Origin of the sequence: Streptomyces sp. VTCC 41912 (genome assembly GCF_045799175.1) — a bacterium.
GTDB lineage: Bacteria > Actinomycetota > Actinomycetes > Streptomycetales > Streptomycetaceae > Streptomyces > Streptomyces albulus_C.
In genome coordinates this window covers 200117-225061 of the sequence record NZ_JBJMAB010000008.1, presented here as the reverse complement: position 1 = coordinate 225061, position 24945 = coordinate 200117, and the positions used below count along the sequence as shown (strand labels likewise).

General features: G+C 74.0%; 24 protein-coding genes. 11 read left to right on the top strand and 13 right to left on the bottom strand.

From position 1 onward, the window contains the following. The first annotated feature begins 128 nt into the window (after positions 1-128). Positions 129-1475, top strand: a complete 1347-nt coding sequence (locus ACJ6WD_RS15110; protein ID WP_233656033.1) for a DUF2254 domain-containing protein — start codon at positions 129-131, stop codon at positions 1473-1475. A 42-nt stretch (positions 1476-1517) separates the two neighbouring features. Here the strand turns inward: ACJ6WD_RS15110 and ACJ6WD_RS15105 are convergent, their stop codons facing one another. The 5 genes from ACJ6WD_RS15105 to ACJ6WD_RS15085 all read right to left on the bottom strand — a co-directional run bounded on the left by ACJ6WD_RS15105 (position 1518) and on the right by ACJ6WD_RS15085 (position 6721). Then, entirely contained in the window at positions 1518-3062 is a 1545-nt protein-coding gene (locus tag ACJ6WD_RS15105) for an FAD-dependent monooxygenase (protein WP_407615945.1), read from the bottom strand. 8 nt (positions 3063-3070) lie between these two features. Beyond that, positions 3071-3784, bottom strand: coding sequence for a VC0807 family protein (locus ACJ6WD_RS15100; protein ID WP_233656043.1), 714 nt, complete (start codon positions 3782-3784; stop codon positions 3071-3073). Beyond that, positions 3781-4425, bottom strand: coding sequence for a TetR/AcrR family transcriptional regulator (locus ACJ6WD_RS15095; protein WP_233656044.1), 645 nt, complete (start codon positions 4423-4425; stop codon positions 3781-3783). The genes ACJ6WD_RS15100 and ACJ6WD_RS15095 overlap by 4 nt, the downstream gene beginning before the upstream one ends. 270 nt (positions 4426-4695) lie before the next feature. Beyond that, on the bottom strand, positions 4696-5025 hold the full coding sequence (locus ACJ6WD_RS15090; RefSeq protein ID WP_233656045.1) for a hypothetical protein: 330 nt from the start codon (positions 5023-5025) through the stop codon (positions 4696-4698). A gap of 208 nt (positions 5026-5233) precedes the next feature. Beyond that, entirely contained in the window at positions 5234-6721 is a 1488-nt protein-coding gene (locus ACJ6WD_RS15085) for a carboxylesterase/lipase family protein (RefSeq protein ID WP_407615944.1), read from the bottom strand. A gap of 86 nt (positions 6722-6807) precedes the next feature. On the opposite strand from ACJ6WD_RS15085, the gene ACJ6WD_RS15080 reads away from it, so the two are divergent. After that, positions 6808-7410: a TetR/AcrR family transcriptional regulator gene (locus ACJ6WD_RS15080; RefSeq protein WP_233656046.1), complete on the top strand. Its 603-nt coding sequence runs from the start codon at positions 6808-6810 to the stop codon at positions 7408-7410. Between the two features lie 88 nt (positions 7411-7498). Here ACJ6WD_RS15080 and ACJ6WD_RS15075 read toward each other — a convergent pair whose 3' ends face one another. Continuing rightward, positions 7499-7897, bottom strand: coding sequence for a VOC family protein (locus ACJ6WD_RS15075; RefSeq protein ID WP_233656047.1), 399 nt, complete (start codon positions 7895-7897; stop codon positions 7499-7501). 106 nt (positions 7898-8003) lie between these two features. On the opposite strand from ACJ6WD_RS15075, the gene ACJ6WD_RS15070 reads away from it, so the two are divergent. Continuing rightward, positions 8004-9062, top strand: coding sequence for a YafY family protein (locus tag ACJ6WD_RS15070; protein ID WP_233656048.1), 1059 nt, complete (start codon positions 8004-8006; stop codon positions 9060-9062). 61 nt (positions 9063-9123) lie between these two features. Here the strand turns inward: ACJ6WD_RS15070 and ACJ6WD_RS15065 are convergent, their stop codons facing one another. Further along, positions 9124-9474 carry an STAS domain-containing protein gene (locus tag ACJ6WD_RS15065; protein WP_233656049.1) on the bottom strand — a complete coding sequence of 117 codons (351 nt, stop codon included), beginning with the start codon at positions 9472-9474 and terminating at the stop codon, positions 9124-9126. 284 nt (positions 9475-9758) lie between these two features. Between ACJ6WD_RS15065 and ACJ6WD_RS15060 the strand changes: the two genes are divergently transcribed. The 6 genes from ACJ6WD_RS15060 to ACJ6WD_RS15035 all read left to right on the top strand — a co-directional run bounded on the left by ACJ6WD_RS15060 (position 9759) and on the right by ACJ6WD_RS15035 (position 15066). Next, complete coding sequence (locus ACJ6WD_RS15060) at positions 9759-11402, top strand: PP2C family protein-serine/threonine phosphatase (protein ID WP_376446881.1); 1644 nt, start codon at positions 9759-9761, stop codon at positions 11400-11402. Then, positions 11399-12526: a B12-binding domain-containing protein gene (locus ACJ6WD_RS15055; RefSeq protein ID WP_407615943.1), complete on the top strand. Its 1128-nt coding sequence runs from the start codon at positions 11399-11401 to the stop codon at positions 12524-12526. Before ACJ6WD_RS15060 ends, ACJ6WD_RS15055 begins: the two co-directional genes overlap by 4 nt. Next, positions 12523-12894, top strand: coding sequence for an STAS domain-containing protein (locus ACJ6WD_RS15050; protein WP_233656051.1), 372 nt, complete (start codon positions 12523-12525; stop codon positions 12892-12894). The genes ACJ6WD_RS15055 and ACJ6WD_RS15050 overlap by 4 nt, the downstream gene beginning before the upstream one ends. 121 nt (positions 12895-13015) lie before the next feature. Continuing rightward, positions 13016-13387 carry an ATP-binding protein gene (locus ACJ6WD_RS15045; protein WP_233656052.1) on the top strand — a complete coding sequence of 124 codons (372 nt, stop codon included), beginning with the start codon at positions 13016-13018 and terminating at the stop codon, positions 13385-13387. A gap of 272 nt (positions 13388-13659) precedes the next feature. Next, a complete protein-coding gene (locus ACJ6WD_RS15040) occupies positions 13660-14049 on the top strand; it encodes an STAS domain-containing protein (protein WP_016577785.1) in 390 nt (129 codons plus the stop codon). A gap of 132 nt (positions 14050-14181) precedes the next feature. After that, on the top strand, positions 14182-15066 hold the full coding sequence (locus tag ACJ6WD_RS15035; protein ID WP_233656054.1) for an RNA polymerase sigma factor SigF: 885 nt from the start codon (positions 14182-14184) through the stop codon (positions 15064-15066). A gap of 49 nt (positions 15067-15115) precedes the next feature. Here ACJ6WD_RS15035 and ACJ6WD_RS15030 read toward each other — a convergent pair whose 3' ends face one another. The 6 genes from ACJ6WD_RS15030 to ACJ6WD_RS15005 all read right to left on the bottom strand — a co-directional run bounded on the left by ACJ6WD_RS15030 (position 15116) and on the right by ACJ6WD_RS15005 (position 22040). Next, positions 15116-16285, bottom strand: coding sequence for a macrolide family glycosyltransferase (locus ACJ6WD_RS15030; RefSeq protein WP_407615942.1), 1170 nt, complete (start codon positions 16283-16285; stop codon positions 15116-15118). A gap of 76 nt (positions 16286-16361) precedes the next feature. Next, positions 16362-16556, bottom strand: coding sequence for a hypothetical protein (locus tag ACJ6WD_RS15025; RefSeq protein ID WP_233656056.1), 195 nt, complete (start codon positions 16554-16556; stop codon positions 16362-16364). Positions 16557-16607: 51 nt separating this feature from the next. Beyond that, positions 16608-17885, bottom strand: coding sequence for a lanthionine synthetase LanC family protein (locus ACJ6WD_RS15020; protein ID WP_407615941.1), 1278 nt, complete (start codon positions 17883-17885; stop codon positions 16608-16610). A 131-nt stretch (positions 17886-18016) separates the two neighbouring features. Further along, a complete protein-coding gene (locus tag ACJ6WD_RS15015) occupies positions 18017-18187 on the bottom strand; it encodes a hypothetical protein (protein ID WP_233656058.1) in 171 nt (56 codons plus the stop codon). Beyond that, positions 18166-21060: a hypothetical protein gene (locus ACJ6WD_RS15010; RefSeq protein ID WP_407615940.1), complete on the bottom strand. Its 2895-nt coding sequence runs from the start codon at positions 21058-21060 to the stop codon at positions 18166-18168. The genes ACJ6WD_RS15015 and ACJ6WD_RS15010 overlap by 22 nt, the downstream gene beginning before the upstream one ends. Next, positions 21057-22040, bottom strand: coding sequence for a thiopeptide-type bacteriocin biosynthesis protein (locus ACJ6WD_RS15005; RefSeq protein WP_407615939.1), 984 nt, complete (start codon positions 22038-22040; stop codon positions 21057-21059). The genes ACJ6WD_RS15010 and ACJ6WD_RS15005 overlap by 4 nt, the downstream gene beginning before the upstream one ends. A gap of 536 nt (positions 22041-22576) precedes the next feature. On the opposite strand from ACJ6WD_RS15005, the gene ACJ6WD_RS15000 reads away from it, so the two are divergent. Next, entirely contained in the window at positions 22577-24325 is a 1749-nt protein-coding gene (locus ACJ6WD_RS15000; RefSeq protein WP_376446877.1) for a hypothetical protein, read from the top strand. Further along, positions 24322-24936, top strand: coding sequence for a hypothetical protein (locus ACJ6WD_RS14995; RefSeq protein ID WP_233656062.1), 615 nt, complete (start codon positions 24322-24324; stop codon positions 24934-24936). Before ACJ6WD_RS15000 ends, ACJ6WD_RS14995 begins: the two co-directional genes overlap by 4 nt. The last annotated feature ends 9 nt before the right edge of the window (positions 24937-24945 follow it).

Genomic DNA, 24945 nt, shown 5'->3' with positions numbered 1-24945 from the left:
CTCCCCGCCGCGCGAACGACGGTCCGTCACACCCCTACCGGCCGCGGGCCGTCGGATCGAACGCATCACGAGGCGACTCCGGAGGTGCGGAGCTACGTCGATTCAGCGAATATCGGTACATTTGTCGCATGACCCGTGGTCGCTGGAAGTGGTACCTCACGCGCCACAGGCTGCGTGCTCCCCGGTTCTGGCCGTTGCCAGTCACCCTGCTGGGGGCCGGCCTGTTCCTGTCCTGGCTGTTCCCGCTGATCGACCGCGAGGTCACCTACTACGGGGACGAGGTCGGCGAGAGCTTCTTCGCCCACTTGGACAGCGGCTCGATGGCCACCCTGCTCTCCGCCGTCGCGGGCGGCATGATCACCCTGACCGGCCTGGTGTTCACGGCGATCACGCTGGCCATGCAGTTCGGCGCCTCGCAGTTGTCGGTGCGCGTCGTGCCGCTCCTCGGGCAGGACGCCGTGATGCGCTGGGCCATGGGCACGTTCATGGCGACGTTCGTCTACACGTTGATGATCTCGGTCCGGCTCGCCGTCAGCCAGGAGGACTACCGCCCGGTCATCTCGATGTTCTTCGCGATCCTCCTCGCCGTGGTGTGCGCCGCGCTGTTCTTCGCCCTGGTCGGGCGGGTGACGACGGTGTTGAACTCGGGGCTGTTGCTGCGTTACCTGGCCGCCGAGGGCCGCAAGGCCGTGGACCGTACGCACCCGAACGGCGGGCGCACCACCGGCCCCGCGGAGGACGCCGCCGCCCCCGCGCCGGACCACGCCGAGCCCGTGGTGATCCGGCTCGGGACCCCGCCCCGGCACGGCCAGACCCTCATCGCCTACGACGACCACGGCCTGGAACGAGTCGCCCGACGCACCGGAGCGCGCATCCAACTCGTCCCGGTCGTCGGTGACTTCGTCGCACAGGAGGCGCCGCTGTTCCTGGTCCGTCCAGGGGCGGGGCCGTGGGGTCGGCGGGATCTGACGCGCCACCTGTTGTTCGGCACCACCTACAGTGCGGGCACCGACCCGGCCGGGGCGCTGCGCGCGTTCGTCGACATCGCGCTCAAGGCACTGTCTCCGGCCGTCAACGACCCCGGGCGGGCCGTGCAGTGCCTGGACCACATCGAGGACCTGTTGGTGATGATCGCCCCCAGGATCGCCGGCCGCCAGGCGGCCGCACCGACCGCGTTCCGGCACCGCACCCGCTCCTGGGCCGATTACGTCTGCGTCGCCACCGACGAGATCCGGCACTTCGGCAGTGCGTCGATGCAGGTGCAGCGGCGGCTGCGGGCCCTCTACGCCACCGCGGCCGAGGTCTGCACTCCCGAGCAGGTCGCGCCGCTGCGTGCTCGACTGGCGACGATGGACGCCGAGGTCGGTGCGCAGTGGCCGCAGGAACTGGACGGTCGTCTGGCCCGTCTCCCCGACTCGCAGGGCCTCGGTACGGAGACCGGCGACACCCGCAACGGCCCGGCGCACCGGCACTGAGCCCCACCGGCCCCGGCCCGCTTGCCTGGTTGGGTGCCCCCGTCAGCTCGTTGGGGCGGCCGTGCGGCCGGAGTCACCGCGGTGGGTGACCGGGGTCCGGGGTGCGCCGAACCAACGGGCGAGGGCGGCACGCGCGTCGTCCGCGTCGGCGCCCCGACCGGCCCAGCAGACGTGGCCGTCCGGGCGGACCAGCAACGCCCCGGTGCCGTCGGTGGCGGCAGTGGCGGCAGTGCGGCCGAGACGGTCGAAGGGGTCGGGAGCGTCGCTCCGGTCGACCCGGTCGCGCCAACCGTCCGCCGCGACGGCGACCGCCGTCCCGGCGTCGGCCAGGAGGAGTCCCCGGCCGGCGTCGAGTCGGACGCCGGGCGCCCGCGCCCCCAGCAGCGGGTGGTCCGGCGCGCCCGGCATCGGGTAGCAGATGTCGGTGCCGGCGATCATGGCTGCGACGTGGCGGTTGGCGTCCGGCGCGGCCAGCAGGTCGGCGAGGAGCTCCCGGACCGCCACGGCGTCCGGGTCGGGCAGGGTCAGCGCCATCTGGGCGCGGGTGTTGGCCAGCACCCGCGCACCGACCGGGTGCCGTTCGGCGTGGTACGTGGCCAGCAGTCCGTCCGGGGCCCACCCGCGGAGCACGGCGGCCAGTTTCCAGCCCAGGTTGAAGGCGTCCTGCATGCCGAGGTTGAGGCCCTGTCCGCCGGCGGGGGCGTGGACGTGGGCGGCGTCTCCGGCCAGCACCACCCGGCCGTCGACGTACCGTTCGACCTGCCGGGAGACGTCGGTGAAGCGGGACGCCCACCGGACGGCGCGCAGTGCGCGCGGCGGTCCCGGGCAGCGGGCCAGCGCCGTGCGCACCTCGTCCTCGGTGACCGGGGCGTCGCGGTCGACGCCCTGCTGCTCCGGGCCGCCGAGGAGGAGTCGGTGCACCCCGTCGCCGAGCGGGAGCAGGAAGGCGCTCCCCGCGGGGTTCGGGCTGAGGTCGGGGAGCCGCCAGGAGTCTCCCGGAGCGCGCGACTCCCGTTCATCATCGCGGAGTTCGATGTCGGCGACGGCCATGCCGACCCGCGCGTCCCGCCCCGGGAACGGCATGCCCAGGGCGCGGCGGACCGTGCTGCGCCCGCCGTCCGCGCCCACCAAGTAGCCTGCCCGGAGGGTTCCTTCGGCGCCGTCGGGCCCGCGCAGGGTGACGGTGACGCCCTCCGCGTCCTGCCGGAACGACGTCAGCTCCCGCCCCCGCAGCACCGGGACGCCGTACCCGGCGAGGTGGTCCTCCAAGAACTCCTCGACCCTGGCCTGCGGGATGCCGACCTGATGGGGGAAGGCGGTGTCCAGCGCGCCGTAGTCCAGCGGCAGCCCGGCGAAGTGCCCGGCGGGCAGGAGCGTCAACGCTCGGTCCAGGACCGGCTCCAGCCAGCCCCGGCAGTGCAGCACTTCCGCGGTGCGCGGCTGGAGGTTGAGCGCCTTGGACCAGCCCGTCCGGCGGGGCAGCCGCTCCACGACGGCGGTCCGCACCCCGGCCAGGCCCAGTTCGTTGGCGAGCAGCAGGCCGGTCGGGCCCGCCCCCGCGATCAGCACCTCGAACTCGGTGTTCACGGCTCCCCCTACAGCTTCATGCCGTGCCGGGTGATGTACCAGTTGTGCCACGTGAGCAGCGCGCCGAGCATCGCCAGCCAGAGCAGGGTGCTGGTGAGCGCGAAGGCGTCCACCGGGATCGTGTAGGCCAGCACCACCCGCACGACCGCGTCCAGCAGGAAGACCGCGCCCCACACCGCCGTGACCAGCCGCAGGTGGTGACGGAACATCGGCTCCGCGTCCCACCGCGCCTCCCATTCGGCCAGGCCGGCCTCGCCGACCTTGGCGATGACGATGCCGCGCGAGGCGGTCATGATGAACGGGCGCCGGGTGAGCAGGGTGCCGAGCACCCAGATCCCGATCGCGGCGGTCAACCAACTGTCCCGGACCAGCAGGACCCGCGGGCTGCCGGATATCAGGGACAGCAGCGTGCCGACCACCACCAGGCTCAGCGTGAACACCGCCATGGCCTCCACCCGGCGCTGCCGCACGACGCCGTAGACGATCCACGGCAGCAGCAACAGGCCGCCGACGACCATCGAGAGCCACTGGCCGAAGCCGACCGCGCGCAGCCCGTAGTAGGAGCCGAGCGGTAGGGCCAGTTCGAAGAGCAACTGGGCGGCGAGCCGGCGGCGCAGTGCCCTGGTGCGGCGTCGGGCGTCGGCCGCGCCGGCCGGGTCCGTTGTGGTCTGTGGTGCCGCGTGTGTCGCCATGGTGCGTTCCCCCGTGTTCGTCGTGGTCATGATGTGCTTCTGGTGGCGCGGTCGAACAGATCGGCCAGTTCCCGGCCGGCGGCCCGCACGTCGAGGGCGGGCTCGTGGGAGGCGCGGCGCACCACGTCGTCGATGGCGGCGCGGATCGCCCGCATCATCACCCAGGGGTCGAAGTCGCAGAACTCGCCGGCGCGCTGCGCCTTGCGGATCTGCTCCACCTGGACGGCGAGGTTCGCCTCCGTCGTCTCCAGGAAGGCGACCATGCCGGGGTCGCCGCCGCGGAGGTTGGAGAGGATTTCGGTGATCGCCGAGAGGTGGTTCGGGTACTCGGCGAACAGGTCGAGGTTGCCTTCGATGGAGGCGCGCAACCGGCCGGCGTAGCTCTCGTGGGCCTCGATGCGGGGCCGCACGTACCCCTCCGCCACCCGCATCACCTCGGCGACGACCTCGCGCATCAGGTCGTCCCGCCCGTCGAAGTGGTAGGAGATCATCCCCGTGCTGCTCAGCCCGGCGCGCTCCGCGATCTTCGCGAACGACGCCCGGTGGTACCCGACCTCGGCGATGACGTCGATCGCCGCGGCGACGATCTGAGCACGGCGCCCCGTCTCCGTGAACGAAGAACGGGCCCTACCCCCCGCCTTTTGCTTACCCGCGCTGTTCTTTGCTTGCATGAGCAAGACAGTAGCGGGGTTTGCTCACCCGAGCAAGACGGCGCGACGGGACGGCATCCGGGACGGGGCGGGCACCGCCCTCCCGCAGGCGAGTCGCGGAGCCGGCCCGGACATCGGCCGCGCGAGCACGCCGAAGGGCCGGCCGGCGCCGTCCGCCGACCGGCCCTTCCGCTGCGCCCCGGGGCCGAGCCGCGGCGCGCCTTCCCGCGCGCGCCGATGGCAGACCCGTCGACCAGCCGTCGTCGGGTCGACGACCGGCCGAGGGGTGCGTCAGCCGAGTCCGCCCATCAGGCCGCCGCCCTTGCCCAGTCCACTGCTGTTGCCCAGGCCGCCCATCGGCCCGCTGCCGGTGCCGAGGCCGTCCAGCACCCTGCCGCCGTTGCCGGCGCCACCGGAGAACCGGTCCCCCATGCCGGGCAGGCCGCTCAGGCTTCCCGCGCCCCCGAACATGCCGTCCTCCGGGCCGTCCGAGGGGCCGCCGGCGGTCTGCTGAGCGGGAACGGGTGGGGCGGCGTGGGCCGGCGCGGCCGCTACCGCGAGCCCCACGACGGGAAGCGCGGCCAGCAGCGCGGCCGCGGCGATGCGAGACGGGTTGAACATGGGTGAGTCCCTTCGTGATCGACCAAGACACTGGAAGCCTGTCCACCCGCACCCGCGATCGCCCGGTACGGGACCGCGAATCACCTGATGAGCGGCTTCCCTCCACGGAGAGACGACCCGGATACGCGGGGAGCCCGCCACGAGAGGAGCACGGGGCGAGGCCCGCCGACCCACGGTCGGCGGGCCTCGCCCCGCACCGGATCCCCGTCTACGCGAGGTCGAAGGGGGCCGGGTCGTGCCGCTCCCAGATCCGGCGGGACGCCTCTTCCGGGTAGGGCGAGGTCTTCGACTCGACGTCCAGGACGCGCGTCAGCCGTCGCCCGGGCCGGTGGGCGGGCCATCCGGGGTCGCCGGTCGTGGCGAAGCGGACCCATCCCTGCCGGAGTTCCCGGGACACCGCCATGACCTCCGGCGTCGGCCGGTCGCCGAAGAGGTGCCGACCGACGGGGCTGTCCAACGTGCCGAACGCCAGGGGCACGTCGAGGCTGTGACAGGCGCCCAGGACGCCGCCGGACGCCGGAGCCGCCAGGTGCAGCGCGAAGAGGAACGACGTGCCTCCGGCCGCGTGGTTCGCCTGGGCCAGGCGCAGTGACGGCATGCGGAAGAGGGCGTCAGAGTGCACCAGTTCGAGCAGCTCTTCGGGGGTGGCCCGCGGGTAGGCGGCGCGGTAGGCGTCGGCGCCGCCCGGTGCCGGGGCGAACAGGTCCAGGGCCGTGCGGACCTCGTCCTCGGTGAAGGTGCCCAGCCGCCCCATCATGACGCTGAACAGCCGGAATTCATCGCGGGTGTGGCCGACGAGGAGCTCGATCCCGCCGGCACGGCCGCCGGCCAGCGCGCTCCAGGGCGTTTCGGTGAGCACCGCGCCGTCGACGACCGGGCACACGGGGACACCGATCCGTGAGAGCCGACCCCACCTCGTGCGGCGACCGGGAAGGTCGGCACCGAGGGCGGTGAGTTCGCCGGCCAGGCGCGCCGGGGCGATGCCGGACAGGGCTTCGGCGTCAGGCGCCGCACCGACCCGGCCGGCGAGCGCGGCGGTGACTTCTTCCGCCAGCGCGCGGGTGCACAGCGTTCCGGGCACCGAGTGCACGATGGCCCGGCGGAACGCGCCGCGCACCCGCTCCCTCGTCAGCAGGGCCGCGATCGACCCGGCCCCGGCGGACTGGCCCGCCACCGTGACCTGGTCGGGGTCTCCGCCGAACGCGGCAATGTTGCGCTGCACCCATTGCAGGGCCGCGATCTGGTCGAGGAGCCCGCGGTTGGCCGGTGCGCCCTCGATCAGGGCGAAACCCTCGACCGCCACGCGGTAGTTGATGCTCACCACGACCAGGCCCGCGCCGGTCAGGGCCTCCGGGTCGTACATCGGATCGCTGGAGGCCCCCGCGATGTAGGCGCCGCCGTGGATCCACACCAGCACGGGCAGCCCGGCCGCCCCCAGGGCCGGGGTGCTGACGTTGAGCGTGAGCCAGTCGTTGCCGACCGAGCTCTCGGCCGTCGGTCCCGCCTGCGGAACCACGGGGCCGAACTCGGTCGCCCGCCTCGTCCCGCTCCACCCCTCGACCGGGGCGGGCGCCTGGAAGCGCAGCGGTCCGACCGGCGGCTGCGCGTAGGGGATGCCGCGGAAGACCGCGTGCCCTCCCCGCCAGCACCCTTCGACGAGTCCCTCCGCAGTCCGTGCTCTCGGTCGTTCGGACATGCCAGATCCTTCCCCCACGTTCGGACTCCCAGCTTTTACCGGTCAGATGTAATATGTCAACCGTATGGAATAAGGGGAGGCCGACCATGCCCAAGCAGGTGGATCACCGCGAACGCCGCGAGACCATCGCCCGAGCGCTGTGGCGCGTAGTGGAAGAACGCGGCATCGCGCAGGCGAGCGTCCGCGAGGTGGCCCAGGAAGCGGGCATCTCCCACGGCGCGGTGCAGCACTACTTCGCCACCCGGCAAGAAATGGTGGTCTTCGCCATGGACTTCGCGTCCGCACAGACGTCGCTGCGCGTCGCCGAAGGCGTCAGCGGACTCGGCGACCCACCGCACCCCCGCGACCTGCTCCGTGTGATGCTCGTGGAGATGCTCCCCCTCCGTCCCGATGCACGCACGACGAGCCGGATGAGCGCCGCCTACGTCCTGGAGGCACTGCACGACGCGAACATCCGCACCCGCGCACGCGACGGGTTGGCGCACGGCCGCGACCTCGTCGAGCGGATCGTCCGCCAGGCCGTCACCGACGGCCACCTCAGCCCCGACCGCGACCCGGCGACCGAGACCAACCTGCTCCTGGCGCTCACCGGCTTGACCCCGCTCGTCGAACTGGGCGTGATCGAGCCCCAAGAGGCCCTGACCGCCGTCGACGAGCACCTCAACCGGCTTTTCGGCAAGGCAACTTGACCGCGCCCCAGCGCCGGCGGCGACGTCCCGGTACGGACGGCCCACGAGACGGACGGAGCCCGAGCGCGGCACTGCCCCGGACGGGCTGCTACCGCTCCTGCCGTCGCACGGCCTCGGGGGTGACGGGCGTGAAGAAGTTGATCAGATTCCCGTCGGGGTCCCGGAAGAGGAGGGAGCGGTTGCCCCACGGCATGGTCGTCGGCCGCTGGACGAACGCGCAGTCCAGCGACGTCAGGCGCGCGTACGCGGCATCGACGTCGGCGACGCGGAATTCGGTGATCACGGTGTGGTTGGCGGCCGGTCGGGCGGAGTCGGCGCCGAACAGCGCCACGGTGCGGTCGCTGGCGATCGCCAGCGTGCACGCCTCCGTCACCAACTCGGCGAATTCAGGGGTGGACCACGTCGCGGGGACGGCGGTGACCCCTTCGTAGAAGGCGACGAGACGGGCCACGTCGTGGGTGATCATGCGGAGAGAAACGAGGTTCACGAACGGCTCCCAGGAAGAGGCGACGCCGGATGCGGCGAGCGGACGTCTGAACGTTAGGACCAATAGCGGACAGGATCCGCCCGGTATGGGCGGCAGACTTGTCCGGGTGACCACTACGACCACTCGGGTGCTCGCCCTGTTGGAGATCCTCCAGGGCGGCGGCATCCACCCCGTCCCCGACCTGGCCGCTCGCCTGGCGGTCGACGAACGCACCGTCCGCCGCTATGTCGGCCACCTGTTGGATCTCGACGTGCCCGTCGACGCGGTCCGCGGCCGGTACGGCGGCTACCGACTCGCCCCCGGCTACCGGATGCCGCCACTGATGCTCACCGACGAGGAGGCGCTGGCCGTCGTGCTCGGCCTCCTGGCCGCACAGTCGGCAGGACTGGTCACCACCTCGGCCGCGGCGAGCGAGAGCGCCGCGGCGAAGCTGCGGCGCGTGCTGCCCAAGCCCCTGGCACGGCGCCTGGCAGCGCTGTTGGAGACGGCCGACGTCACCGCACGGCCGCGCCCCGGCGCCGCTCCGGAGACGGCCGTGCTGCTCGGCCTGGCGGAGGCCACACAACAGCAACGGCCGGTGGCGCTCACCTACACCGATCGCAAGGGCCGCCGCACCGACCGCACCGTCCTGCCCTACGGCCTCGTGGCGCACGCCGGGCGCTGGTACCTGGCCGCCGCGGACCCGGCCGCCGGCGACGGGGACGGCGACGGCGACGGGGCCGTGCGAACCTTCCGGCTGGACCGGATCTCCGCCCTGAGCGTGCGCTCCGGCTCGTTCGTCGTCCCGGCGGCGTTCGATCCGGTGACACGGGTGCTGACCGGCCTCGCGCGAACGCCATGGGCCCACGAGGTGTCCGTGCGCGTCCGTGCCGACGTGCCGCACGTCCGCAGGCACCTCCCGGCCGACCTCGCGACGGTGTCCCCGATCGCCGCCGCGGTGGGGACCGACGACGCGGATCCGGCCGAACGCGACGGCGAACCCGACGGAACGCCCGAAGCGGACCGGGACGGTTGGGTGCGGGTCCGGATGCGCGCCGAGCGGCTGGACTGGATTCCGCCCGTACTGGCCGCACTGGACCGCCCGTTCGTCATCGAGCACCCCGCGGAACTGCGCGACCTCGTGCGTGCACTGGCCCGGCGCCTGGACGCCTGCGCGGATCGGTGAGGGCGTGGTCGGACCGGGGTGCGCCCGCCGGCGTCCGCGGGCCCCGGCGGCCCGGGCGGGGTCACTCCTGCACGGCGGTCGGCACGTTGTCGACGAGGGTGAAGTAGTCGGTCGTGCCGGTGACCTCGAAGAGGCGGCGCACCACCGGCTGGAAGGGGCCGGCCACCAGGAGCCTGCGTTGCCGGCGGTGGTGGGCCCGTTGCGCGCCGAGCAGGACGTGGAGGACGGTGGAGTCCGCGAAGTCGGTGAGGGAGAGGTCGACCACCGTCCTTCGGGCCGCGTGCGACTCCGCCAACGCACACGCCTCTTCCAGGAGAGCGGCACTCTCGTGGTCGAGGGAGCCGGTGACGCGGATGACGAACACCTGATCCTCAACTGCGTGGGTGACCACGGCCGGTGTGGGTGCGTGCATGGGTGACAGGATGTCACGGATGGTGGTCGCAGCACTCCCGGAGATCACGGGTCCGGCCGAAATGAGCGTGCACGTGACGCGTCCGTCCGGCCCGCGCCGGGGACCGCCGGCCGGCCTCCGCGGCGGGCGGCAGGGCCACCGGATGATCGGCACACGCAGCGGCGCGGAGGAATTGGCCGGGGGCGGATTGCGCGCGGAAGCCGGGCGGTGGAATGGTGGGCCGCAGCCCCCGCCGGCACGACCAGGAAAGGTGAGCGGCTCCGGACGGCCCCGGGGCCCGACACGTGGTGAACTCCGCAAAACGCCCGGCCGACAACGCCTGGAGCGACGCGGCGCTGCACGCCGCGCCCTACCCGGTCCTCGTGGCCGACCCCGTGGGAACGGTGCGTCGGGCCAACGAGGCGTTCGGCCTGCTGGTGCCCGACGCCGTCGAGGGCAGCGCACTGTGCGAGGTGCTGCCCGGCTGGCTCCTGCTGGCCCACGACCGGCTGTCCGCGACACCCGCACCGCATGCGCCGCCGCCGCGGGGCGAGGTGGCCGGCCGCAGCTTCGAGGCCCATGCGACCCGCCTGCCCGAGGGCGAGGTGGTGTGGTGGCTGACCGACGACACCGACGTCCGGCTGGCCGAACGCCGGCTGCTCCAGGAGCGCAACCGGACCGCGTTCCTGGCCCGGGCCTCCAACGAACTGCTGTCGTCGCTGAACTTGGACCGGTGCATGGAGGTGGCCGGCCGGTTGGCGGCCGCCCACCTCGCGGACGCGGCCGTCGTCATCGCTCCCCCGCGCGGCCGGGTGCTGTCGGTGGTGTCCGCCGACGGCACCGGGGCGCACAGCCGCCAACTGACCGGTGTCGCACCGGAGTCGGTGCCCGGCCTCGCCGAGGCGCTGCGCGGGTTCCCGCCGGTGCCGTCCCGCTGGATCGATCCTGCGGCGGCCCCGGAGTGGCTGGTGCCCGAGGACTTCGGCCCCGTGGGGGCGATGGTCGTCACCCCGCTTCCCGGCCACGGCGTGCCGGCCGGTGCGCTGGTGCTGCTGCGGCGGGCCCACCACGCCGCGTTCGGCGAGAGCGAGGAGTCCTTCGCGCGGCTCTTCGCGGCCCGGGCCGGGGCGGCGATGTCCGCGGCCCGGCTCTACGCGGAACAGGCGCAGATCACCGAGACGTTGATGCGCGAGCTGCTGCCGCCGCGCGTCGGCCAGGTCGGCGGCGTGGAGTTCGCGGCCCGCTACCGCGCGGCCAAGGACGGCGAGCGCGTCGGCGGCGACTTCTACGACATCCATCCGGCCGCGGCGCCGCGGGACGAGTCGCTGGTGGTGCTGGGCGACGTCTGCGGCAAGGGGCTGGACGCCGCGGTGCTCACCGGAAAGATCCGCAACACCCTGCACGCGCTGCTGCCGCTGTCCGGGGACCACGTGCGGATGCTCCGGCTGCTCAACGGCGCACTGCTCAGCTCCCACCACACCCGCTTCGCGACGCTCGTCATGGCCTCCGCACGCCGCCGGGCGGACCGGGTGGAGCTGCGGGTGACGTGTGCCGGGCACCCCGCTCCGTTGGTCGTCCGGGCGGACGGCCGGGTGGCGGAGGTCGAGACCCACGGCAACCTCGTCGGCGTGCTGCCGGAGATCGATGCGGTGACCGCCCCGCTCACCCTCGCCCCGGGCGAGTCCCTGGTGCTCTTCACCGACGGCATCACCGAGTCCAAGGGCGGCCCGCTGGGCGACGAACTCTTCGGCGACGCACGGCTGCGGCGGGCGCTCGCCCACTGCGCGGGGATGCCCGCCGAGGCAGTGGCGGAGCACGTCCAGATGCTGGCGACGGAGTGGGTCGGAGTCAACAAACACGACGACATGGCCGTGGTGACCGTCACCGCGCCGCGGGGCTCCTCGCGCCGGGCGCCGGGCGGCACCCCGACGGAGGGACACGGTGCATGACGACGTCCTCGGCACCTCCTGCCCCGCTCACCGCCGGGGACCAAGTCCCCTTCCACACAAGCCGGTTGTGGGAGGCGGTCCGTGCCGGTGACGAGTACGCCGCCGGCACCGGCGTCCGGGACGCGCTGATGGACGGCGTGCCGCCGGAGACCCTGCTGCTGGACGTCATCGGCGGCGTTCAGCGGAGGGTCGGCGTGGAGTGGGCGGCGAACCGGCTGAGCGTGGCGCAGGAGCACGCGGCCACCGCGATCAACGAGCGGGTCATCGCCCTGCTCGCGCAGCACCCGGACGTCCCGCCCGTACCGCCGGCGCGCGGCCGGATCACCGTCGCCTGCGTGGACGGCGAGTGGCACGCGTTGCCGGCCCGGTTGTTGGCCGAGGTGCTCCGGCTGCGCGGCTGGCGGGTGGACTACCTCGGCGCGCAGGTCCCGGCTCCGCACCTGATCGCCCACCTCCACCGCACCAACCCGGACCTGGTGGCGCTGTCGAGTTCCCTGGTCACCCGGCTGCCCGCCGCGCACGCCACGATCACCGCCTGCCAGGCCACCGGGGTACCGGTGCTGGTGGGCGGGGCGGCCTTCGGGAGTGACGGCCGTCACGCACGGCAGTTGGGTGCCGATGCCTGGGCGCCGGACGCCCGCCAGGCGGCGGAGCTGCTGAAGCGCCCCCTGCCCCGCCGGCAGGCGGACCACCAGGCGATCGACGACCTGCCGCACCTGGCGGACCAGGAGTACACGCTGGTCGCCAGGGGCTCCCGGCAGTTGGTGCGGGAGGTGCTGGCCGGTCTGGAGAGCCGTTTCCCCGCGCTGCTGGACTACGACGACGTACAACGGGACCACACCGCGCAGGACGTCGCGCACCTCGTGGAATTCCTCACCGCCGCCCTCTACACCGACGACACCGAGCTGTTCAGCGGTTTCCTGGTGTGGACGGCGGACGTCCTGCGCGCCCGAGCGGTGCCCCCGGAATCGCTGCTGCCCGCCCTGGACGTGCTGGAGTGCGCGCTGCGGGACTTCCCGCGGGCCGTGGGACTGATCACCCGCGGTCGGCAGGCCCTCTCCCGCGCCCTGCGCGCCTCCGGGCCGCCCGCCACCCGACAGCTCGACCCCGGACAGCCCGCATGACCGATCCGTCCCCCGCCCGGATACTCCACCTGTCCTCGACGGCCGTCGGTCCCGACGTGCTGCGGATCACGGTGCGCGGCGAACTCGACGTCGACAGCGCCGCCGAGTTCCAGGACGCCGTGACCGAGCACCTCGCCGCCCGCAGCGGCCTGCGGGCCCTGCGCGTGGACTGCGGCGGGCTGGTGCTGTGCGACTCCATGGGCCTGTCCGCGCTGCTGATGGTCCACCGTCGCACCACCGCGCTGGGGGTGTCGTTGCACCTGGAGGAGCGCCCACCCGCACTCGACCGGCTACTGGCCGTGACCGGCACGTTGGACCACCTGACGGCTCCGCCCGCTGCCGCCGCGCCCACTCCACCGTCGTCGTGAAGCGGGAACGGCCCGGGCGTGACCCGGCCGTGTGGCAGAGTGACCCTCTGATGCACGAATCGCAGTACGGCGGGTAGACGCACACCCGAGGCCGGACCCTGCACCACCAAGGAGGTGAACGGTGGCTCTCACCGCGGAACTGCCCGCTACCTCAGGCGAAGCGCGTGACCGCGTGCTCGCTTTGCTGCGCACCGGCCACCGGCAGGTCGACGACATCGTGGTGGCCGACGCCTTGTTGATCACCTCGGAACTGGTCACCAACGCCCTGCGGCACGCCGGTGGAGTCACCGGCTTCACCGCCCGCATCAGCGGCGATCGGCTCGAAGTGACCGTCGAAGACGCCAGCCCGGTCCACCCGTTCGTGCCGTCCGACACCCGTGACGGCCGGATCGGCGGCTACGGCTGGTCGCTGGTCGGCCGGCTCGCCACGTCCGTCGTGATCACCTCGATGGTGTTCGGCAAGGGCATCCACGTCACGCTGCGCCTGCGGTGAGCAGCGCCGGGGCGCGCGTCCGGGCATTTCGCGAACACCAGGAATAGCCGGAGATCATCGGGGCAGGCGACCCCTCGTCACGGATCAGGAACGAGGTCCGCCCGGAGCCGGCCGACGCCTGGCGCGGCCTGCCGGAACCGCTCCGCTCGGGGCCGGCACGGACGGACTGCACGACCGGGTCTGCCCCGGTGACCTGCGCCTTCCGGCGGCACGAGCCGCCCGGCGCACCGTTGGTCCACCACGGGGTCGATCCACGACAAGGGAGCCGACACATGTCGCATGCCGATCTGCTGAGCGTGGAAGTCACCGTCATCGACGAGCGGACGGCGGTGGCGGCCGTGTGCGGTGAGCTCGACACCGCCACCGGAACCGCCCTGCACCACCAGCTCGCCAACCAACTCGCCCACGGCCGACGCCATCTCGTGCTCGACCTGCGCGATGTGCCGTTCATGGATTCCTCGGGGCTGGGCGTCATCATCAGGGTGCACAACGACACCAAGAAGGTGGGCGGAAGCGTGCAACTGGCCGCCGCTTCCCCGGTCGTCCGGCGGCTGCTCGACCTGACGGGGATCAGTGTCAGCATGCCGGTCCAGGACACCCCCGAGGAGGCGCTGTTCGCGCTGGCCACGGCGTCCCTGCCGGGCCCGGCGTCGTCCTCCTGAGGCCCCCCGAGCGGCGCTCGCGGTGCCCGGACCCCGTTCTGGCCGGATTCCTGCGCGGCACGCATGCCTCGGCACGGACGGGGTAAGCGCCGGCAAGGGTGCCCGCAGGGGTCGGGCACGGAGGGAGACGTGATGACCATCGTCGTGAACGACACCGCGGATCCGGCGCAGACCACGGCACGCGACGACGGTCTCCCGGAGGTCAGGCGGCCGCGTGCCGTGGCGCCGCGGGACGCCCGCGCGCTCTCCAAGCAGTTCTTCGACCGGCTGCAGGAGCTCGAAGAGGGCACCCACGCGTACCAGTACGCGCGGAACACGCTCATCGAGATGAACATGTCGATGGTGCGCTACGTCGCCCGTCGCTACCGCCATCGCGGCGACGACATGGAGGACATCGTCCAGGTCGGCACCATCGGCCTGATCAAGGCGATCGACCGCTTCGACCTCTCCCGCGAGGTGGAGTTCTCCACCTTCGCCGTCCCCTACATCCTCGGTGAGATCAAGCGGTTCTTCCGGGACACCGGCTGGGCCGTGCACGTGCCGCGCCGGTTGCAGGAGCTGCGCACCGAACTCGCCAAGGCCAAGGAGCAGTTGCACGCCGCGCACGACCGCGACCCCACCGTCGCGGAGCTCGCGGCGCACCTGAAGCTGTCGGAGGAGGAGGTGATCGAGGGACTCGTCGCGGCCAACGGCTATTCCGCGGACTCCCTGGACACCCCGGCCGACCCCGACCCGGGCGACCAGCGGCGCGCGCTGACGGAGGTGCTGGGCGCCCACGACCCGGCCCTGGAGACCGTCGAGGACCTCCACACCCTCGCGCCGCTGCTGCGGCAACTCGACGCCCGTGAACGGCGCATCATCGAGCTCCGCTTCGGTCAGGAGATGACCCAGTCGCAGATCGGGGCCGAGCTCGGCGTGTCGCAGATGCACGTCTCCCGGCTGCTCAACCGCACGTTGAGCCGGCTGCGCACCGGCATGCTCAAGGACGGCGCGCCGGCCCCGTCGCCCGGCTCCTGAAGGCGGTGGCCGGTCCGCCCCACCGCCGTGAGGCGGACCGGCCGGCCGCTCAGCGCAGGTACTCCTCGATCACCTCGACGCCGCGCACGGCGCCGCCGCTCTCCCGGACGACCTTCCGCATCCGGTCGAGGTTGGCGCGGACCGCGTCGTCGGACGCGACCCTGGCCACCGCGGCCCGCAGCGCCTCCGCGGTCACCGTGCGGGCGTCGAGCTGCTCGCCGAGCCCGAGCTCCTGCACCCGTCCGGCGTTGGCGGCCTGTTCGGGCATCTGCGGGACGGCGATCAGGCCGACGCCGTAGTACAGGGCCTCCATCGTGGAGTTCATCCCGGTGTGCGAGACGAAGGCGGTGGCCCGCTGGAGCACTGCCGGCTGCGGGAACCGCGCACGGACGTCGAACGACGCCGGGATCGGCCCCAGGGCGGCCGGGTCCAGCCCGCCCACCGACATCGCCACGTGGTAGGGCTCGTCGGCGAAGGCGTCGATGCAGGTGCGGTAGAACTCGGGGCGGTCGTTGAAGACCGTGCCCAGCGAGACGAACAGCACCGGGGCCTCGGGGTCCGGCGGCGACCACGGTTCGTCCGCGCGGCTGCCGAGCGAGGGACCTATGAAGTGGAACCGCTCGTCGAAGGAGTCGCCGGCGGGCTGGAACTCCCTCGGTATGAACACCAGGTTGAGTTTCTCGGTGGTGTCCAGCAGGTGGGCCGGGTCGAGCGCGACACCGTGTTCCGCGGCGAACTCCGCGCAGTCGGCGCCGATGGCCGCCGTGATCGGGTGCACCCCGTCGGTGCCGGTCATGAACTGGGCGAAGAGCGAATACGTCTCGTTCGAGGCGAAGTTGGGGATCAGTCGGACGGCCGGCAGGTCCAGTTCCTCGGCGAGCTCCCGGGCGGACCAGTTCATGGCGTCGTAGCAGATCGCGTCCACCGGCGTGGTGGCGCAGTGGTCCCGGAGCACCGGGTAGGCCGTGCGCATTCCGGCGAAGAGGTGGCGCATGAAGCGGCCGAAGGTCTCCGGGCCGAATTCGGTGGGCCGGTCGATCGGCGGGAGCGGCGGCAGCTCCACCCAGTGGGCCCCGGACCTGGTGACCGCCTCGGCGTGTTCCGCGCTGGTGGCGTAGTCCACGCGGTGCCCGCGGCGGACGAGTTCCTCGACCAGCGGAAGTGTGGGGTTGATGTGCCCGTGACCGAGCAGGGCCACGAATAACAGGTGTTTCGCCATGGCGAAAATCCTATCGATCGTGGATTCTCGCCTGCTGTCCGCCCCTCGCCCGGCGCCCCGCCGGCACCGGCCGCGGTCAGTGTTCGGAGGGCATCCGGCGCCCGAGGTTCCGCGCCAAGTGCCGGGCGGCGTGCGACCCTTCGCCGTCGCCCGCCGCCAGCAGGCGCAGCAGCTCGATCGCGGCCCGCGCCTCGCGCAAGGTGAGCAGGGGCAGTCGTTCCTCGTCCAGATCCACCACACCGTCGACGAGGCTGAGGAGGCGGTCGTTCATAGCGCTCATGGACGGGTTAACGGCCACTCACATCGCTGGTTACGGCGGGAGTCAGCGCAGGCCCAGGCAGGGCAGCCAGTCGCGGGCGCCGCCGGTGGCGGTGAGCACGGCGCTCAGGGCGCCGCCGGCGCCTCCCAGCAGGCCCATCCGTTCCTCCCCCAGCGCGCGGGTGCCGGTCCGGTGGGCGTCGAGGTGCGCCAGGAGGCGGGCGCGCAGTGCGGTGGCCGACGGCAGTCGAGCGTGCCGGTGCAGCGCGTCGGCGACGGCCAGCACCCCGGCGGCGCCGTGGCAGAGGCCGAGACGGTCGCCGAGGTGGTCGCCGAAGAGGTGGAAGTCCTCGTCGTAGCCGGCGGCGAGGGTGTCGAAGGCGGCGCCGGCGAAGTCCCGGACCGCGGGGTCCCGGAGGGTGTCCCCGGCGTCCCACAGCGCCCAGCTGACGCCGGGGGCTCCGTAGCACCACGCCTGTCGGCGGCGGGCCCCGCCGGGCGGGGCGGCTGCCGGCCCGGCGCCGTCCCAGGAGCGAATGCCCCGCGCGTCGACGAACGACTGGCCTCGCAGCCAACGGCTCGTCCGGCGCAGGGCCGCGGCGAGTTCCGGGGCCGCGCTCGCATCGCCCTCCTCCGCCTGCCGGGCGGCCACCGCGAGGGCGGTCAGGACGCCGGCGACGCCGTGGCCCGTGCCCGTGTTGATCCGCCCGTCCAGCCAGCCCAGTTGCGGATGTTCCGGATAGTGGGTGCGCAGTCCGTCGAGCCCGTCGGCGGCGCAGAGCGCGGCCAGGCACCGGCCGAGGCGGACGAGCACGCGGTGCCGCTCCGGGGCGGCGGAGCTCAGTGCGAGGAGGGTGCCGGCGGGGCCGAGGATCAGGTCGTAGTCCCGGAAGGTGACCGCTCCGGGGGTGGTGCGTGCGGCGCCGGCCAGGATGCGTGCGGGGAGCCGGTCGGCGAGGCGGTCGGCGACCTGGTGCAGGGCCGGGTGGAGGGTGGCTGCCTGGCGCAGCCCGACGAGGGTTCCGGCGAGCCCGCCGTCGTAGAGGCCCGGGTGGCCCGCCCCGCGTCCGGCGGTGCGGGCCCACACGGCGGTGGCGCGGCTCGCCGCGGCCGTGGCGACGGGGTCGCCGCGGTCGGCGACCAGTCGGGCGAGGACCGGGACGCCCGGGTCCGAGGGGTGGCCGCCGGCGCCCGGTGCCTGGCCGGTGCCGGCCCGCTCGACGTACCGGTCGAGGAGCAGCACCGCGTCCTGGAGGGCGTGGGCCCGCCACCGGGCCTCCCGAGCGGGTGAGGGGCGCGGGTGCACTGCGGCGGTGTGTCCGGTGCGGGAGTGCAGGGGCATGGGTGCGGCGTCCTCCAGGGCAGGGAGCCGTCCGGCGGGATGCCGGACGGCTCGTTCAACCTCGTCTGCTGCGAACTGCGTTGACGGTCCGTCGCGCCGCGGTGCTCATCCGCGGCGGGTGGATCCTCCGGTCAGCAGACGACCCCGGAACAGAAGAGCACCGTGTCGCAGACGACGACGGTGCAGACGCCGGAGCAGCCGCCGGTGTACGCCTCGGCGCTGGGCAGTTCGGACTCGGTGATCCGGGCGTCCAGATCGCCGATGAGGTTGTCGAGGTCGGTCAGTTCGATGGTTGTGGGCATGACTGCCCTCCTTTTCTCGGTGTGCGGTTCCGCCCCGGGGGCCGTCCCTCTGGAGGGGCGTCCGGGGTGGTCTGGGGCCTCGGTCGAGGCGGGGGCGGTGCGGACCAGTGCCGCAGGGCCGCGGCGGCGCGGGCCGCCAACTCCTCGGGGTGGGCGTCGTACGGCGTCCGCAGCTGCACCTGGGCGGCGACGGGTGCCCCACCGTGCACGGCGTCGCGCACCGGCGAGCGGCCAGGTGCGGGCAGCGCCTCCTCGACGATCAACGCCCCGTCGGGCGCGGCGGCCCGCAGGCGTTCCAGGACGTGCAGGGTGGGCAGCGCCGCCAGGTCCACCGGTACCGGTTTGGCACCGGGCGCCGGGCGGGCGAAGCAGAAGCGCGGCAGCTGCCGGGTGCGCCGGAGGACGGCGAGGGACGTCACCTTGTCGGCCTCCCGGGCTCCGGGCTCCCACAGTTCCGTGACGGGCACCCGCCACGCGGCGGGGCTGACGACCAGGTCCCCGCCGAGTGACAGCCGGGGCACCCGCCCGGCCGTGGGGAACGCCCCGATCAGGCCGCCCAGTTGGACCACGTGCTGGGTGGCCGGGTGGGCGGCCGCCATCAGCAGGCGGGTGAGCCGGTCGTAGGGCGGGGCGGGGTTCCGGGTGGCGTGGTGGACGGGGAAGACCCGCGCCCCGTCGACCTCGGCGATGAGGTGGCGCCCGTCGGAGCGGAGGGTGAGCCGGTCGAGGGGGAGGTGGTGGACGGGGCAGGGAGCGTTCCCGCCCGGCGGCCGGGGCGTCGCCGCGGCCGGCGCTCCACATGCCTCACCGTCGCTGCAACTCCCGTAGTACAGGGCCGTGTTGGCATCTCCGGTGCACCAGTCGGTGAGCACGGGACGCCGTACGGCGTTGGCGGCGCGGGCGTCCAACGGGGGGACCAGCACCTCGACGAAGCGGACGTCCGCGGCCCGTTCGAGGGCGGCGAGGAAGGCCCGATAGGCGGCCGGTTGGGGGTAGCCGCCCCGGCCGGCGTGCAGGGCGTGCAGGGCCTCGGCGAACCGGGCGTCGAGCACGCCGGCCGGGGAGACCGTCTCCAGGACGGCGACCGGCCCCTCGGCGTCGAGCGGGCGCAGCAGGCAGTCCGCCGGCCAGGCGGCCAGGAGTTCGGGGGCCTCGGGCGGGGCGTGGCAGGCGTCCAGCAGCGGGCCGTCGAGGTCGATCCGCGCGTCGTCGAGGTGGGCCGCGAGGTGGGCGAGCAGGTGGGCGTATCCGGAACCGGGCGTCCTGGCGGGGTGCCAGCCTACGTAGCGGCGGCGCGTGGCGGCGGTGGTCGGGCGGTCCGTATCGGCGGAGGGGCCGGCGGGCGGGGCGGTCAGGAGGTCGGCGACCGAGCGCGGTTCGGGGCCGATGTCCGCCGGTCCCGGGTATGGCTGCGCGGTGGTGCCGGTGGGGTCCGTGGGGGGACGGTCTTCGGCGCGCAGGGCGGCGAGCCGGGTGGCGAGCCGCAGGCCGCGGGTGATCCGGGCCAGGGCGAGGGCGTCGAGGCGGGCGTCGAGGGTGCGGTAGGAGTCGACGAACCACGTGGCGTCCTGGTGGGGCGGCGCGGCGTCGCTGGCGTGCGGGCAGGTGCCGTCGCGAGCGTCCGGGGCCGCCGCGGTCGCCGGGACCGGGTGGTCGTCGGGGGCGTGGTGCGGCGGGTGGATCCGTGCGGCGGGGGTCCAGTGCGTGCGGCGTTGCGCCGGCGCGGCACAGAGTTGCAGGACGCCCAGCCGCAGGAGGTGCTGGAGGAACCCGCGGAGCGCGGTGACGGCCCGCCGCCGCCCTTCAGGGGTGCCGTTCGCCGGGGTGTTCAGGCGCGCCGCGATCAGGGCCTCGACCTCGGCGAACGGGCGGGGGCCGGGCGAGAGGAGCGCCAGGACCGCGTCCAGGACCGGTGTGCGGCGCAGTTCGATCCGGCGCAGCCGGGAGCCCCGGGAGCCGGTGTCGACGACCGCGCAGCGCAGCACGCCGGTGGGCATCGGGCAGTGCAGGGGCGTCAGGGCGAGGAAGCTGCCGGGGCCGGCGGCGGCCAGTCCGGCGTCCCGGAGCCGTTCCCACAGCAGGTGGACGTTCTCCATGCTGCTGGTGGCGCCGGCCCCGGCCCGGGCGGGCGGCACGACGAGGGAATCCCCGGCCGCGGCGGCGCCGAGTGCGGGTGCGGGGAAGACGGGGACGGCGGCGAGTTGGCCGAGCCAGTCGCGCGGGGTGGTCTTGGCGGCGGCCCGGGCAGCCACCCGCCAGACGTAGCCGGTGTACTTGCGCAGCCGTTTGCCGTGCCAGGGTTCGCCGGCCGCCGCCCGGCGGGGGAAGTCCGCGGCGATCCGGGGTGCGGTGGCGCCGAGGTGGCCGCGCAGGACGGGGTCGTGGTGCAGCAGGTCGAGGGCCAGCCGGCCCACCCGTGCGCGGTCGGTGGCGACCGCGGCGGCGCATGCGGCCCGCGCCGTGGCCAGGTCCGCCGCCCGGTCGGCCAGTTCCGTGAGGGCGTCGGCCAGCAACGGGTCGACGCCGGCCACCGTCTCCAGGACGGGGAGGTCCGCGGGGCCGGGGGCGGTCCCGGCGTGCAGTCTGCGGCGCAGGGCGAGCACCGCGCCGCGGGCGGCGTCGGCCAGGCGCGGGTTCGGCACGACGTCGATCCCGAGCCGGTCGCCCAGTGCCCTGGCCCGGGCGGTGTGCAGTGCGTCCCGCTCCGCCAGGTCGGCGGCCCAGGTGAAGAGCGGTTCGTTGCCGGCGGACGCCCAGAGCGTGCCCGGCAGTCCGGCGATGCGGACCAGTGCGGTCGGCCCGACGGTGCCGGGCGGGCGGGCCGCCGCGGCCGGTGGGCGGGCGCCGGCCGCGTCCGGCGCCCGGCGCGTCATCGGGCCTCCCCGTCATCGGCGAGCGCCTCGGCCAACAGGCACTGCCGGGCGAACGACATCCGCGCCCGGTTCCAGTGGAAGACCACCGCGTAGGCGGCGGCGCGCCGCGGGCCGGTGGTGGCGGCGCCCGACTCGAAGTAGCCGGTGCGCCACCGTCGGGCCGCCTCGCCCAGGGCCACGGCGCCCTCGGCCAGGGACGCCCGCTGCTCCTCGGGGAACGAAGCGAGCATCCGCTCGCCGGGCCGGGTCCAGAATTCCCGGATGCCCTCGGCGGCCCGCCGCCACGCCGCCCCTCCTCCGGGCCCGTGCCCGTCGCGGGCGGCGGTGGTGAGCCGGCGTCCGGTGTCCTCGCGTACGACGTCCCACACGCCCCGGTGCTCCCACCCGACCACTCCCAGCCCCGCGAACACCTCCCGCAGCATGAACAGCGAGCGCCGCCAGGCCGTGGCCTCCCCCTCGGGGCACGGATGGCGGGCGTGGTGGTCCAGCCAGGCCAACGAGTCGTGCGTGAACAGCCGGTGCACGTAGGGCATCGACGCCCGGCCGCCGAAGAGGTACTGCTCGGGTTCGTACACCACGCCCGACGGCGGCTGCCGCCAACCGCCCCGTTCGGCGAAGTGCTGCGCCAACTCCGCCCGCAGTGGCTCCCGTTCACCGTCCGGCGCCTCGAACCGCACTCGCAGTCCGGGCTCCTTGTGCATGAAGAAGAAGTTGCGGGCGCGGTGGGTGTCGAGGAGTTCCCGGGCGACGGTGCCCAGCCAGTCGTACGCCGGGAGGTGACCGTCCGGCGCGGGCGCGAGGTTGAACTGGACCCAGGACGTCCCCGCGGTCCGCTGCCGCACGGCGGCCAGGCCGGCGGCCAGGAACGCGGTGCGGGCCGCGGGGAGTTCGGAAGCGTCCGCACAGGCGGGGAGGGCGGATATCTCCAGGGCTCCGGCGTTGCGGAGACAGTCCGCGAGCAGGTCCGTGACCATCAGCATGTACGTTCCTCCGGCACCGAGCACCGAAGCCCCGCCGGTCGGCCGGGGCACAGGAATGCGGGGCCCGAATCGCCCCGCCCAAACGCCTTCCCGGCCCGCTCACCGATAACGTCATTATCTGCATTCTTCATATATTGAGCAGTTGTGCGCCGGAGGTCCGACGTCTCGCATCGCTGGCTTGCGCCGTGGTGCACGACGGCCCGGCACCGCAAGGCGCGTCCCCACCGGCGCCGACGCCGTTCCGCCCGCCGAGCACTCCCGGGCGCGACGGACCTCCCGCCGGGTGCGCACGGCTCCCCCGCCATCACCCGCGCCTCCGGCCGTACCGCCCCTCGCGCCCCAGGGGTTGCTCCCGGCGCACGCGCGGGCGCAGGCGCCGGGAGCAACGGCCGTCTTGGGCGTCAACTCATCGTCAGAGCAAAGGAGTTACCAAGCCGACGGAACCCCTTCCGGGCCCGACGACCGGGAGTCATACTGCCCCCATAGCAACTCCGTCAACACCTCGCAACAGGGGACGAGTTCGATCACGGGGGTGCATGATCTTGTCCTTCCCCGAAAAACCAGCGACCGCTCCGTCGAACACTCCATCGCCGACGGACCCCTCCTCGCCATCCGACGGACCGCCCTCCGAGCAGGGCCTCAGCGAAGCCACCCGCCTGCTGTGCGCGGGGGTCTACTTCGACGGACAGTTCCGTCGCCGCGTCATCCAGGAACTGGTCGAGCACGAGGAGCGCCCGATAGCGCCCTCGCTCGGTTTCGACGCCCTGCCGGTCCTCGCCCACGCGCTGTCGGCGCGCCGCCGGGAGGCGCAGACCGGGCTGTTGCTGTTGGCCGTCTGGGCCGTTTTCATCGGGCTCGACCTGGCCGACGTCGGTGCGCAGTCGCTCCTCCCCGTGCCGTGGTTCGTGGCCTACGGGGCGGTCTGCGTCGTGTCCTGGCTCGTGCGTGGAACCAGGAGTTCCCTCTTCGCCCTCGGGCGCTCGGTGCTCAAGGAGGCCACCCGCGGCCGGCTGAAGGCAGTGCTGCCGGTACTGCCGTTCGTGGTGGCGGTGGTGTACGGGGCGGCCGTGCTCACCACCCTGTTCCGCGGCGGCGACGCCTGGATCGCCGTGGTGTTCCCGGTCCTGCTGGTGCCGCCGATCTGGGCACACCGGGCGCACGTCGTCTCCGTCATGCGGCACCAACTCGGCCGCGAGACCTTCGTCGAGGGGCGGCGGGCGGCGCTGCCGGCCACCGCCCAGTACCGGCGCATCGGGGCGGCCATCGCCCGCGAACAGCACGCCCGGCTGGCCATCTACGACCCGTTCCGGCCCTTCGTCGGCGCCGGCACGCCGTACAAGCCGTGGTCGGTCGCCATGGAACTGAAGCAGCAGAGTTGGGCCGGATCGCCGGAGCGGGAGGCGCCGGAGTCCCCGTCGCGCCCGGCGCCGCCCTCCTTCACGAAGCGGCGGCCCGGGAGCGTCCCCGCCCCGCTCACCGGCCGGGAGGTGGTCGATCTGATCAAGCCCCGGCTGGAGGCGCTGCGCACCTCGGCCGCGGCCACCAGCCGGGACCGCCTGCGCTCCCTCGAAGTCGAGGAACTGGTCTATCTGCCGGTCGGGCTGGCGCGGGGCGAGGTGGACTACGGGCCGGACGTCATCCGCGAGCACCTGGAACGGGCCGTCGGCGAGGGCGCCGAGGCCCGCCGCCACTTCCTGCGGGTGCGGGTCGGTGCCTGGGACGAGCAGGTGGCGATCTGCCTGCTGGTCCGCATCCACACCCAGGGCGGGATGCTGGTCCTGGAGGTCGCCCCGCACGTCCTGACGCCGGTGCGCCCGGAGTTCAAGTCGGTGGACGTGGTCGCGGCGCACGGCGGGGACGGCCCGCTGCGCGACGTGATCAGGAGCGTGCTGACCAGCCCCTCGGCGGGATGCGCCGCCGCGGTCTCGCTGTGCCAGACGGCACTGTCCCTGATGCGCACGTGGCTGACGATGCCGGAACACGCCCTGCCGGACGCACCGGTCGCGTCCGTACGGGAGTTGGGGAGCGTGCCGGAACTCTCGCTGTTCCAGGAGATGGACATCAGCCGGTACGTGAAGACGCTCCAGGACCGGATCGCCAACGGGGTGCAGGAGGCCCTGCGCAACAAGGGCTACGAAACGGGCGTGTTCGACCAGTACATCATCAACGTGGGTGAGGGCGGGGTGTTCATCGGCGGGATGAGCGGCGGTGCGGTCGCCTCCGGCGAGCGCGCCCTGGCCAAGCACACGGACGCGTCGACGGAGACGGGGGGCGGTCGGGGATGACGGTTCAGGAGCCGGAGCAGGAGCCGGTGCACGGCCGGGAGATCGGCGACGACGGGACGGACGCCGCCCCGCCCGGCGACGCGGCGGCGGGCGGCAACCGGGCCGGTGGCGGCATCAGCATCGGCGTACTGACCGGCGGCGCGGTCGCGGCCGGCGAGCGGGCCGCCGCCGAGGACCGCTCGGTCCGCGCCGGCCGCCCGGCACCGGCGCTCCCGCCCGCGGACGGGCCCGAGGCGCCCGCCGTGCCGACGAGCGCCGCCGGCGGCATCAGCATCGGCGTGATGACCGGCGGCGCGGCGGCCGCGGGGGCGGACGCCCGGGCGCTGGACGCCTCGACGCAACCGGCGCTCGACGCGCCGCCCGAACTCCGGGCGGCACTGGGCACCCTGCGTCAGCATCTGCCGTTGCTCACCGCGACGGACGAGACGTCGGAGATCGATGCCCGACTGGCGGACGCCGAAGAGGAGATCGACGGCACCGGGCGGGTGCGTCGGGACCGCCTGCAGTGGCTGCGCGACCGCCTCGACCTCGGCGCGACGGCCGTGGCGGGGCTCGCCTCGGCGACGGCGGTCGTCCAGCAGATCACCCAACTCCTCGGCGGCCAGGGCTAGGAGGGGCCG